Source organism: Virgibacillus sp. M23, assembly GCF_034190895.1.
GTDB lineage: Bacteria > Bacillota > Bacilli > Bacillales > Amphibacillaceae > Virgibacillus > Virgibacillus salarius.
On the sequence record NZ_JAWDHA010000025.1, the window covers coordinates 18,443 to 31,753 of the forward strand.

Annotated in this window: 11 protein-coding genes; all 11 read left to right on the forward strand. The window is 33.5% G+C overall.

From position 1 onward, the window contains the following. The first annotated feature begins 108 nt into the window (after positions 1–108). On the forward strand, positions 109–795 hold the full coding sequence (locus tag RVS70_RS11335) for a response regulator transcription factor (RefSeq protein ID WP_034679502.1): 687 nt from the start codon (positions 109–111) through the stop codon (positions 793–795). After that, on the forward strand, positions 792–1,805 hold the full coding sequence (locus RVS70_RS11340) for a sensor histidine kinase (RefSeq protein ID WP_321133342.1): 1,014 nt from the start codon (positions 792–794) through the stop codon (positions 1,803–1,805). Before RVS70_RS11335 ends, RVS70_RS11340 begins: the two co-directional genes overlap by 4 nt. Before the next feature lie 28 nt (positions 1,806–1,833). Beyond that, positions 1,834–2,580 (forward strand): thioesterase II family protein, encoded by a 747-nt coding sequence (locus tag RVS70_RS11345; protein ID WP_026682510.1) that lies wholly within the window; start codon positions 1,834–1,836, stop codon positions 2,578–2,580. After that, positions 2,573–3,268: a 4'-phosphopantetheinyl transferase family protein gene (locus RVS70_RS11350; RefSeq protein WP_026682511.1), complete on the forward strand. Its 696-nt coding sequence runs from the start codon at positions 2,573–2,575 to the stop codon at positions 3,266–3,268. The genes RVS70_RS11345 and RVS70_RS11350 overlap by 8 nt, the downstream gene beginning before the upstream one ends. Positions 3,269–3,496: 228 nt before the next feature. After that, on the forward strand, positions 3,497–4,261 hold the full coding sequence (locus tag RVS70_RS11355; protein WP_026682512.1) for an ABC transporter ATP-binding protein: 765 nt from the start codon (positions 3,497–3,499) through the stop codon (positions 4,259–4,261). Then, positions 4,248–6,173, forward strand: coding sequence for an ABC transporter permease (locus tag RVS70_RS11360; protein ID WP_121604760.1), 1,926 nt, complete (start codon positions 4,248–4,250; stop codon positions 6,171–6,173). Before RVS70_RS11355 ends, RVS70_RS11360 begins: the two co-directional genes overlap by 14 nt. Before the next feature lie 52 nt (positions 6,174–6,225). Further along, on the forward strand, positions 6,226–9,231 hold the full coding sequence (locus RVS70_RS11365) for an efflux RND transporter permease subunit (RefSeq protein WP_026682514.1): 3,006 nt from the start codon (positions 6,226–6,228) through the stop codon (positions 9,229–9,231). A gap of 135 nt (positions 9,232–9,366) precedes the next feature. Next, positions 9,367–10,350 (forward strand): ABC transporter ATP-binding protein, encoded by a 984-nt coding sequence (locus tag RVS70_RS11370; RefSeq protein ID WP_026682515.1) that lies wholly within the window; start codon positions 9,367–9,369, stop codon positions 10,348–10,350. Continuing rightward, entirely contained in the window at positions 10,328–11,101 is a 774-nt protein-coding gene (locus tag RVS70_RS11375; protein WP_026682516.1) for an ABC transporter permease, read from the forward strand. Before RVS70_RS11370 ends, RVS70_RS11375 begins: the two co-directional genes overlap by 23 nt. Before the next feature lie 813 nt (positions 11,102–11,914). Next, positions 11,915–12,121: a hypothetical protein gene (locus RVS70_RS11380; protein ID WP_026682518.1), complete on the forward strand. Its 207-nt coding sequence runs from the start codon at positions 11,915–11,917 to the stop codon at positions 12,119–12,121. A gap of 683 nt (positions 12,122–12,804) precedes the next feature. Then, positions 12,805–13,311 carry a matrixin family metalloprotease gene (locus tag RVS70_RS11385; RefSeq protein ID WP_051388428.1) on the forward strand — a complete coding sequence of 169 codons (507 nt, stop codon included), beginning with the start codon at positions 12,805–12,807 and terminating at the stop codon, positions 13,309–13,311.

Here is a 13,311-nt window from a genome sequence, read left to right on the forward strand (position 1 = left end):
TACACTATTTTAATCCATATTTTCATCTTTTTTGATTATGCTTTACAATACATATAAAAGTGTAATCGTTTAATCACCTAGTTGAGATTCTACTTAGGGAAGGTGAACATGTTGAAAGGTGTTTATAAATTATTAATCATTGAAGATGATGAAAACATGGCAAACGTATTGAAGACTCTCCTTGAAAAATGGAATTTTCATACAATGGTTTGTAATGACTTTGAAAATATTTTAAAAGTGTTTGAAAAAGAAGAGCCTCATATTATTTTAATGGACATTAATATCCCGTCTTTTGATGGATTTTACTGGTGTAAAAAGATTAGAGAGATTTCAAGTGTTCCTATAATCTTTTGTTCCTCAAGAAACAGTAATATGGATATTGTAATGGCTATCAATAATGGTGGAGACGATTATATACAAAAGCCTTTTGATAGTTATGTACTAGTTGCCAAACTGCAAGCAATTATTAGACGTACGTATGAGTATAAATCAGATTCCAATCAAATCATTGAATGTAAGCAGGTCATACTAAATTTAAGCGATACAGCGGTTTACCACCAAGATCAGAGGGTAGAGCTTACAAAAAATGAGTTTGAAATTTTAAAAACATTGATGGAGAATAAAGGAAAAGTGGTCACACGAGATCGATTAATGAAGAAGCTCTGGGATGATGATATTTATGTAAACGAAAATACCTTAACTGTTAATATTAATCGTTTACGAAGTAGATTAGAAGATATCGGTGTCGTGAATTATATAGTAACGAAAAGAGGAATGGGTTATATAATTCAATGAAGATACAAGATTATTTAAAAGCTCACAAGCTATGGGTGGTAAGTAACGTAATTGTACTTTTTATTGTTAATAGTATTTACATTAGTACTGTAGTAGAATATAGATCTTCTGATTTATTGTATATGAACGGCCTACTAATCATTATACAACTATCTTTTCTATTAATTGGATTTTGGCAACAAAAAAATAAATATAACAAAGCTATGAAAAGCTCGATGGAAGAACTAGAAAAAATGGCCATTCATGATGATGATTACATTATAAATATGCTCTATACTTTATTACAGCAACAACGATTTCAACACCAAAACAATGAAGAAGCGTTTAAAAAGAAAATCAATGAAATACAAGATTATATTACACAATGGGTTCATGACATTAAAGTTAATATAGCAGTATGTGACCTGCTACTTGATGAGACAGAAGATATAAAGGTAAGAGATTTACGAAATCAAATAGAGCAAATTAAATTTAGAGTAAATCAAACGCTATATATCACTCGAGCAAATCATTATAGTCAGGATACAGTTGCTGAAAGAATAGACGTTGGTCAAGTTCTAAGAATGGCAATAAAAGAGAATGCGCTTTTCTTGATTAATAAAGACATTACGATTAATACGGATTTACACCATATTACGGTTATTAATGATAAAAGGTGGGTTTATTACATTTTTACCCAAATATTAAATAATAGTAGTAAGTATACCCAAAAAAGGGGAACAGTACAGATTAATAGTGAAGAGGATGATCATGCATATTATATTTACATTAAAGATGATGGCATTGGTATTCCTAAAGAGGATTTGGGGAGGATTTTTGACAAAGGCTTTACTGGTAAAAATGGAAAAAACGTTACCAAATCTACTGGTATGGGACTTTACTATACAAAGAAAATATCAGAAATGCTTCAAATCGGTATAGATGTTAAGAGTGAAGAAGGAGAATATACAGCGTTTACAATTATATTTTATAAGCTATCAGATTACTTCAACATAGCATCTAATGGTTAAAAGTTTAAGAAAAGGTGGGAGTTTCATAATGAAAAAGATAAAACTTTTCTGTATCCCATATGCTGGCGGGTCTGCTACTGTTTATTCGAAGTGGAAAAGATTAGTAAGTGCTAATATCGAAATCGTAGAAGTAGAATTAACAGGTAGAGGACGTAGGATAAATGAGGCTTTAATAGATAATATGGATGATATGATAGAGGATATTTATACGAGCATTAAAGATCAATTACAGGAACCTTATGCAATATTTGGTCATAGCATGGGTGGACTTATTACATACGAACTTTGTCAAAGATTAAAAAAGGAAAGCCATCAAGACCCCGTACATATTTTTATTTCCGGAAGAAAAGCACCACATATAAAGAATCCATTTTATGATTATCACGATTTACCATTTGATGAATTTGTAAAGAAAATTGTAAATTATGGTGGAATGGAACGAGAGATTTTTGAAAATAAGGAGTTGGCTGAGATTTTTGTACCTATCCTACGAGCAGATTTTAAGTTGATTGAAACGTATGAATATAGCCAATCAAATCATCGTTTAGACTATGATTTTTCTATATTTCATGGCAATAACGATCACACGGTTCAATGGAATGACATAATACAATGGGATGAAATAATAAGTGGGAACAGTAAATATCATCGAATCCCTGGGGGACATTTTTTTATTAATGAGAATACAAGGCAAGTAACAGATATCGTTTGTAATGTTCTAGGAAATGAAATAAACAGCTTAACTAAAGGAATGGGGCCAACATTCAATGTGTGAAGTTTATGGTGTAAACATTGCACAAGGAATTGGTGACCAACCGTTTCAGCAATTATTAAGCATATTACCGTATGAAAAACAGAAGAGAATTAATCGATTTAAATTTGTTAAAGATGCGGAAAGAAGTCTAGTAGCAGAGTTATTAATTCGTTACCTCTTAAACATAAAGGGATTTACCAACGGTGAAATTCACTTTCAACTTAACCCATCTGGGAAACCATTTTTGCAAAATGTACCAAATATTGCATTTAATTTAAGTCATTCTGAAAACTGGGTCGTCTGTGCACTGGATAAGACCCCTGTCGGTATTGATGTTGAACATGTACAGTCTATTGATTTACAAATAGCAAATCAATTTTTTACGGATGTAGAATGCCATTATATATTTTCTAATTCTTCTGCTCAGCTGGATAGATTTTATGAAATATGGACGATGAAAGAAAGCTATATAAAAGCAAGGGGACATGGGTTATCCATTCCATTGGATTCATTTTCCATAACCGCATTAAATAATAAATTTAAGATTGAGGTCCATAATACGATAAGTAAGTATAATGTAAAACTAATGACAGTCGATCCAAAATATAAGCTTGCACTATGTTCGATGAGTAATAATACTCCTGCACCTGTTACCGTTATACCCCTGGACAACTTAATTACCAATCATTTGCAAGATAGGTTATCTTAAGGGAGAAATGATCTCCCTTATTTTAGTTTCAACCTCAAATTTCTGGTTATGCATATAGATGTCCCTCCTTTGTAGTCATTATCCTCCTTACTTTAATTTAAAATTCTAGAAAACTAACATAAATGTCACATAACTATTTAAAATGTAACCTAAATCGATAGAGAGTGATTTTATTGCGAATTATAATAAAATTAAAACGTAATTAAGTTGGGTTGGAGGTTGAAATCTTTGAAAAAAATAGTAGAACTATCCAATGTAATTAAAGAATACGGTAAATCAAGTAATTCTTTTCGGGCATTAAAAGAAGTAAGCTTCGACATTAACGAAGGAGAATTTGTTGGCATTATGGGGCCATCTGGTTCAGGTAAAACTACATTGCTTAATATTATGTCTACAATTGATAAACCTACGTATGGAAAAGTCTTACTAGATGGTAAGGATTTAAATGAATTTAAAGGAGAGAATTTAGCTGGGTTCCGAAGAGATAATATTGGTTTTGTTTTTCAATCCTTTAATTTATTAGACAATATGACGGTAAGAGATAATATCGCCTTACCACTTACTTTAAATAATGTAAGACATGAAATTATTTTACAAAAAATTGATACGTTCACGAAGCTATTAGGGATCTCCGACCAAATGGATAAATATCCTGTTGAATTATCTGGAGGTCAAAAACAAAGAGTAGCTATCTGTAGAGCTCTAATTACGGATCCAAAGGTTATTTTTGCAGATGAACCAACTGGAGCATTGGATTCTAAGTATTCATCTGATGTGTTAGAGTGCTTTAAAAATGTTAATAGTAGGTTAGGGATCACCATTATTATGGTAACACATGATTCCAATGCAGCCAGTTACTGTGATCGTGTAATGTTCTTAAAGGACGGAAAGATGCACGGTAGATTAGATAGTAATGGTAACAAACAGGAAATGTTTACAAAAGTATTAGATATGCTTGCTATCCTGGGAGGTTCGGATAATGAACTCCTTTAGAATTGCTTTTAAGCTAATGCGAAACAATTCTAATATCTATGGTCTGTATTTTTTAGTGTTAGTAGTAACAGTTGCTACTTACTATAATTTCGCGGCCATTCAGTATAATGATAAATTTGTGGAATTAACCGAAAGAGTCCAGTCTGCTGTAGTAGCTAGTTTCGCCTCTGGATTTGTCTTGATATGTACAGTTGTATTTTTTATGTGGCATGCGAACAGTTTTTTTATAAAACAGCGTCAAAAAGAAATTGGGCTTTATATGTTGATGGGAATTAGCAATGCTAGAATTGGCAGAGTATTAGCGCTAGAAGGTTTGTTTATTGGTGGATTAGCTTTTACTGTTGGCTTGATCATTGGTATCTTATTTTCCAAGCTTTTCTTTATGTTATTAAGTAAGGCAATGTTTTTAGATGTTGTATTACCATTCAATATTTCAATAGAAGCAATTATACAGTTAATATTGGTGTTTGGGGTTATCTTTATCTTACTGGGAATTAAGAATTATAGTGCTATCAAGAAGAAACAGTTAATCGATATGTTACATGCTACGAAAGAAAAACCTGCTAAGCCAAAATATAGTCTACCTAAAGGTATTCTAAGCATTTTTTTAATTGTAGCAGGCTATTTCATTGCACTTAATATTAAGCCTTGGCAATTAGACTTATTGCTTGCTGCGGTAGCGATCGTGTTTTTAGTTAGTCTAGGAACATACTTATTTTTTGGAAGTTCATTAACAGTCATTTTAAGTAACTTAATTAAGACAAAGCGTTTTATTTATAAGGATGTAAGACTAATCAGTATAAGCAGTATTTTTTTTCGGTTAAAGGAGAACTATCGAAGTTTAGCAATGACAGCAATTTTGGCAGCGGCGACCGTTACAGCATTTAGCGTTAGTATTTCATTTAATCAATTTGCAAATAGTCACGAAGTGATTGAAACACCTTATAGTTTTAGCGTTGAGAGTGAATCCCCAGATACTAATGAATTGGTTAGAGAAGCTGTTGAGTCTTCTGAACATAGCTTAAAGGGAGTTCATGATCTGCATTTTTTTATTGGAAAGGTCCATTATGATGATTCCCGTAATGAAGTGGATAAAAATAATGAAGCTATAATTACGAGCTATTCACAGATGGAGAAAACACTGGAGTATTTACAGTATAAAGGTAGAGACAATCTGTTAGATCAGATTAAGCCATCTCAAAATGAAGCGACATTTATTCTAAATCCTAATACGATTGCTTCTCCTATGAATATTCTCGGAGATAAGATGAAGATAAATAAAACTGATTTCCAGATTGCAGAATTTACCCAAGTTCCATTTATAGGTAACAATAGTAAGTATGGACGAATGAACGTGTATGTTCTCCAAGATCAAGATTATGAAAGACATGTTCAAGATTTTGAAGAACTAACGCTTACTGGAGTAGACATCACCAATCAGGAGAACAGTAGTGAGTTAATTAGTAATATCAAACAAATAATTCCTAATGGGGAGCAAATGCTTTATGAGAATCCGAAACAATATATCTGGGAGTACTATGCTTTAGGAACATTGTTTTTCTTAGGTTTAATTATTTCGATTGTATTCATGCTTGCGACATTTAGTACGATTTACTTTAAGTTTTTAAGTGATGCTTTTTCTGATAAAGAACAATATGCGATGCTTAAAAAGGTTGGCATGAGTAGAAAAGAAGTCCAGCGTTCGGTTAATTTAACGGTTGGAATTGCATTCTTAATCCCTATCATAATTGGTATTGTCCACAGTGTGGTAGCGATGAAGGTATTGGAGCAAATCATGAGTGTGAAATTTACCTTCCCGCTTTTACTAGGGGTAGGTTGGTTTGTTTTTGTCATGACCTTCTTTTATAAAGGTATTATCAGAAGCTATACCAATATGGTCTATAAAGATTAAGCTTTTTATGGCCTAATTTCACAAAACAACATTGCAAAGGGGAGTTTTAAAGATGTCTTGGTTTACCAAATGGTCTTTTGCCAACAAAGCGGCTGTAACTCTAGTAACCTTAATTGTTCTGATATTGGGAGTCCTTAGTTACTTTAGGATGCCTATGGAATTCTTGCCAAAAGCGGAAACACCACAGATTAGAATCATCGCAATGGGGCAGGGTGTTAATTCTAAGTCGATGGAAACTGATGTCACAAGTCCGATTGAACAATCAATTGCAGCGGTAACTGGAAAGAGTGGAGTTCTTTCAACAACTGGTGATGGTTACAGTAAGATTGATGTGTTTTTTGAATATGGAACAGATATGGATCAAGCAAGACAAGATGTACAAGAATTAGTAGATTCGGTATCTTTACCTAATTACGTATCAAAACCTTCTGTAACAAAGCTGGATACGTCCTCTATTCCAATTTCCTTTGTAGCAATAACTTTTAAAGATGGTATCACAGCAGAAAATCTAGACTTTGTAAAAGAAAAACTGGAGCCAATATACAGAGATACAGAAGGAGTAGCAGAAGTACAAATACAGGGAGTTGAAGATTCCTTTGTTTCAATCCAATTAGATCGTGAAGAATTAGATGAATTACAAATACCAGTTCAAACTGTTATTGAGGCTCTACAAGGGCAGGATGGGTCATTTGCAGTAGGAGAAAATATCATTGAAGGTAATGCTAGTAATATTACAGTAGTTGGTAATATAGATAGTCTAGAAGACCTTGAGAATATTACTGTATCAAAAAATGTTCAGCTCGAAGATATTGCTATTATTCAAAAAACTAGACCAGGAGATGTTATTAATCGCTTTAATGGGGAGGATAGTATTGAATTTACCATTGTTAAAGATAGTACATCCAATGCAGTGACACTTAGTGAAGAGGTCGATAGCATAACAAAAGAAATAAGTGATAAATATGATAATTTAGAAGCTACTGTGTACCTGACTACAGCGGATATGGTCAAATCATCGGTACAATCGATGATCAAAGAAGTTCTTATTGGCGCTCTATTTGCAACAATTGTAATTATGCTATTCCTTCGGAAAATTCGTTCTACCTTTATTACGATTGTTTCAATACCATTATCACTATGTATTACATTAATTTTATTATCCCAATCAGGAATTACGTTAAATATTTTAACACTCGGTGGTGTAGCTGTAGCAGTTGGGCGTTTAGTAGATGATAGTATCGTTGTGATTGAAAACATATTTAAGAAAATGCAACAAGAAAAGTTCTCGGTAGGGATGATAATTGATGCAACAAGGGAAGTAGGCGGAGCAATTACTGTTGCAACTTTGACAACTGTCGCTGTTTTTTTACCGATAGGGCTAGTGAATGGGAGTTTACAAGAATTTATTTTACCATTTGCCTTAACAATTACGTATTCGTTACTTGCTTCATTACTAGTTGCATTAACAGTCGTTCCGCTTATGAGTGCAGGACTATTAAAAGGTTCAAAATTAACAGAGTATAAACCACCTGTCCGATTTAGAAAGGTTGTTAACTGGTCATTGAGCCATAAGTTCATCACGTTAACGATTGCTTTATTATTATTCTTTGGTTCAATCGGTGCATATTTCGTAATGCCAAAAGGAGTAGTGGATGATTCGAGTACAGATTATATACAAGCAACATTAAAATATCCCTCTGATACTCCGCTTAAAAAGGTAACAGAAAGCACATTGAAGCTGGAGTCGAAAGTTCAGAAAATAGAAGGAGTTAAACATGTTATCACCTATTTGGGTAACTCGAGCTCTGCCGTTCAATCGGGAGTCGTTAAGTCGCCTACAGAGGCACAGGTGAGAGTGTTACTTTCAGATGAAGAAGAGGTTGATCGTATAATGGAGGAGATAGAGCAGCAACAGGATTTATTTTCGGGCGCTGATTACAGTGTAGTAGCAGCTTCTTTCCTTGGATCAACAGCAACAGATATTAATATTGATGTAACAGGTGATAATTTAGAGAATATTGAAGATGTTACAAATGAAATAGTCGAACAGATTGAAGATGTAGAGGGAATTGAGGAAGTCACAACAAACCAACAAGAGAAGAAAAGCGTTTATTCGTTTGAAGTGAATTCTGCTAAAATCAATACTGAGCAAGTGGCATCTCAACTAGGCATATTATTAAATAAAACACCAATTGGGACGATTGATCTTCAAGGTGAAAAGACTAATATTGTATTAGAACCATTGCTGAGCACTGAAACAGAAGAGGATTTAGAGGATATCTCGATATTAAGTGAAGACGGCCCTACACCTATTACCGAAGTAGCATCGTTAAAGAGTGAGCGTACAGCTACCAATCAGTATCATAAAGATGGCGAACCATTCTTACAAGTAACGGCAAAAATAGATCCAACAAAACTATCCGAAATTAATGCAGATATTCGTACTACTATATTCGGAGATGGCGAGAAAAATGGGATTAAAATTCCCGAAGATGTTGAAGTATTTATTGGTGGAGCTAATGTCCAACAATCAGAAGACTTCAATGATCTATTCATGACGATGGGCATTTCCATTGGCTTAGTATTTTTAATCCTTGTTGTAACTTATAAAGGGATTAAAACACCAATTGCGATACTCATCACATTGCCGCTAGCATTAATTGGTTCCATTGTTGGCTTATTAATTACAGGAATTTCAGTAGATACGACCGTATTATTAGGGGCATTAATGCTCATTGGTATCGTAGTGACAAACGCAATTGTCTTATTAGATCGCGTAAAACAAAATGAGAAAGCGATGAGTATAAGAGAATCCTTATTAGAAGCCTCACAACGGAGATTACGTCCGATTATCATGACAGCTATCTCCACAATCAGTGCCATGATTCCACTGTTATTTGGAACAGCAGAAACAGGAAGCCTTGTATCAAAAAGCTTAGCAGTTGTTGTTATTGGAGGATTAACTATATCTACCTTATTAACGTTAGTAGTGATTCCATGTGTTTACGAATTATTGCATACCAAGGAGAGAAAAAGATCAGTTATAGAAAAGAATTAAATATAGCTTTTTGTTAGCTAATGGAGAAAATGATATGACGATTTATGAAAGAGTATCATTTTCTCTTTTTCAGAACATTCGATATAATGATGAAGAGACAAGGTCGTATAATAAAAAGCAGAAGGGATGGTGAAGATGGAAGCCATAATTGAAGTAAAAAACCTTAAAAAGGTCTATAAAAAAAGAAAAACGAAAGAATCTCTAATAGCTGTAGATGATATTTCATTTTCGGTTAATCGGGGAGAGATTTTGGGTCTGTTAGGTCCAAATGGTGCAGGAAAGTCTACTATGATTAAGATGATCTGTGGACTTCTTATTCCAGATGATGGCTCTATTATAGTAAATGGCATTAACACCCAAAAGAAGCGATTGGATGCGCTACGCCATATAAGCGCAGTACTTGAAGGGAATCGTAACCTGTATTGGCGTCTATCAGTAAAGGAAAATTTAGAGTATTTTGCTGGAAATAGAGGACTTTCTAGTAAAGATATTGCTGAACAAATTGAAGGCCTTTTGACCAAGTTTAATCTAAAAGACAAAGAAAATGAATTAGTGAATCGACTTTCGCGCGGAATGCAGCAAAAACTTGCCATTGCAGTTGCAATGCTTGCAGATAGCGAGATTATTTTACTGGACGAACCAACTTTAGGACTTGATATTGAAACAAGCTATGAGGTTCGCGAACTATTGAAGTCAATTGCCAAAGGGTATAACCGAACTATTATTATCAGCTCTCATGATATGGATGTCATTCAAGCTATTTGTAACCGGACTATTGTTATTAACTACGGAAAAGTAGTTGCAAATGATAATGTGGAAAACCTACTACGTTTGTTTGAAGTTCGCTCCTACAAGATTCAACTAGGTGATCATTTGACTGATCGGCAGTATAAGATGTTGGTAGAAAAGTTTCCAGGGCTAGAATACATACCAGATTCCATACAATCTACAATCGAGGTTGATCTAAATCATAGTAAAGAAATTTATGATTTGTTTGATGTATTGAAGCTTGAGCATATCCCGGTTGAGACAATTGATAGACAAACAGTTAATTTTGAAGAAATCTTTATGAAAATTGTAAAGGGAGAGAAAGAATATGCGATGGTATATCCTTCTTAAGACAAATGTTCGTAAAGAGTACATAGAGCTAAAACGCTATCTACCTAATACCATAGCTATGCTACTTACTTTTTATTTCATCTTTTTAGCAATGTTTTTAGGTATTCAAGTAATTGGGGATCCTGGTACTCAGGATGTAAACACGCAATATATTATTGTCAATTATGTTTTTTGGTTTTTGACGGTAATGGTTATAAATCAAATTGGCTTTGATATCATCAATGAATCCATGCGAGGTACACTAGAGCAACTTGCTATGTCACCTATGGGGATATGGAGAATCATGACTGCTAGACTTGTTGCCACAACAATACTGAATTTTATAATTGTCGTTATATTATTACTCATGTCTATGCTAACTACCGGACAATGGCTAAATATTGATGTGGTGACTATAATCCCAATTCTAGTATTGACACTTTTTAGTATGTATGGGCTAGGCTTAATTATTGCAGGTATTTCAATAGTGTTGAAACAAGTACAAGCTTTTCTCCAAATTTTACAGTTTATTTTAATGGGGTTAACGTTTATTCCATTATCTGTTGCACCTATCTTATCTTTCTTTCCATTTGTAAAAGGTGTGGATTTAATGCGAAGTGTGATGATAGAAGGCTTAACTTTATCCTCTATAAATTTGGGGGATATAGCAATATTGCTTATTAATGCGATTATTTACTTTACTTTAGGCTTAGCAACCTTTCTTTGCTGTGAACGGATAGCAATGAAAAAAGGATTGCTGGCACAATATTAACAGCTAAAATCAGTAAGTAAATAAGATAGAAGAAAAACTAGAATGCAGCCAAATGTATTTTAGTTTTTCCTGTGTCTTTTATTATGAAGGCGGAAAAGTAAAAGGTAAATTTATTTCAAAAGATAACGGTAAAACATGGGAATTTTCAATGGAGGTACAGCTGAATGAAGCGAAATAGCACGAAACAAAAATGGATAGGCTGGATGTTATTTCTTTTTACAATTGCCTTTTTTGTTTACAAATAGGATATTTGATTGTTCACGATAGGTTTCAAGTAGAGTATATTGATAATAGATTATTTTATATGATTAATATTGTCTGTGTGGCCTGTTTATTTCTTGCAAATATTCTATTGCTGCGAATCACTAAACGATTCAAAATAATAGGTTCTAGTATCATATTCCTATTTATCGCTGTTCATGTAGTACTTCTAGTAGACAGTAATAAACAAGTTAACAATATAACAAGTGTTTCACCTGACTTTAAACATGTACTATCTATTAAAAAAATGTTGAGAGTGGATCAGCCGTTTACTATAGGTCGTATGGTATTTTAGCTCGTCCAAAAGATAGCTTACCAGCCGAGATAATTGGCGATTTTAAGGTAGATTGGTTAGCTAAAGATATCGCAGCCGTTACTTATAAAACGGCAGACAACTCGATACAGCAATTTATAGCCACATATGGGGATCGAGGTGATGGTACAAGCTATTATTATGTTGGTGCACAAATTCACGGGAATTGGCAAGGTGATAACATTAAAGTAGTTAGTAACCAAGAAGGGATTTCTGTTACACAAGCTAATCAAACAGAATTGTTTACATGGGACACTATTGAACAGTTTGGTACACTTGCAGTTGTTTTGAAGAAAAATAACGAAGCAGCTTGGACCATTTCTTTGAACGAGAATTTTGAAGTTGATTCTGCTGCCTCCCAATCAAATGTTGGCAATATTCGTTTATATAAAGCAATCTTAGAAGAAAATCAGCCAATTACGCTCCACTATAAATCTTCAAACTAAAATTAATTGTACTATTAGTGATCCCTACATTACTTTTTAGATGTAAGTATGCTACGTAATACGTAAGATTATATATAAATATTTGTTGCACCTTGTTAGGATGAATTATAAAAATAACCAGAACGATTAACGGTCTAAGCTCTATGACAAACAGGGCAAAGGCCAATTAATCGTTATTTTTTTGAAACCAATTGGAGTTCCATTATTATCATAAACTATACTTTTATCAAACAAGATTTCTAATACTTTTGCAAGATCTTCTACTTCTTTTTCATCATAATTGTCAGCTTCAGAAGCACTTGCAGAAATACTACTTACATTTGTAATTAAAAATCGTTCAGAAACAGACAGGAACCTACAAAGTGTTGATTTATGGCTAACTACACGCTTTTTCGTAGTTGGCCATAAACTACAGTTTGTGGTTATCGGCTGTTTTAGAGGGAAGCGAGAAGCCATAGAGTTGTAAGTTAGCGTTCTTTGATAACTTACAACTTATGTGCAGACCTTTAGGCAACCCCCCTAAAAAATTTAATTTATTTGATTATTCTTGCAGGTTTGAAAAATTTTAGGCAGAAGTTATTATATAGGTTATTAATGTCGAAATTAAAAAGAAAGGGGGAATAGCCCTTCATTACCACGACAATAACCTTAATAAATGTTCTACTTTTAAAGGAGGAATTAAAATGAATAGAAAGAAAGTTATAAAGATATTGGCAGCACTTTTTATTTTACTATCAATCCCCACTTATTCTAGCGCATACGTACTTAATGGAAAATCTTTATCAAATAGATTAGATGCTTATTATTGGATAGATGGAGATTTCAATAGTAATAGAAGAGAAGTTTTATATGGCATATTAGCATGGAATGACACAAGCCAAATACAATTCAGAAAAGAAGCCGGGGTTCCAGGGGGCGGGGATGTAATGGTAGAGTATGTAAACTATTATAACGGCGATATTTATGCTGTTAGTAAAGGACGTGGGCATATTATGGTTTATAAAAAATGGAAAAACATAAGTTCATATACACAAAGGAAAGAAGTCATAGTTCATGAGGTAGGTCATGAAGCAGGTTTAGCTCACACCCAAAAATCTAACAATAGTATCTCTGTAATGCGCCAATACGGTTTTAATAATAAAGCATATCCTTTATCAGACGATAAAGCTGGACTTCGAGCTAAATATTAA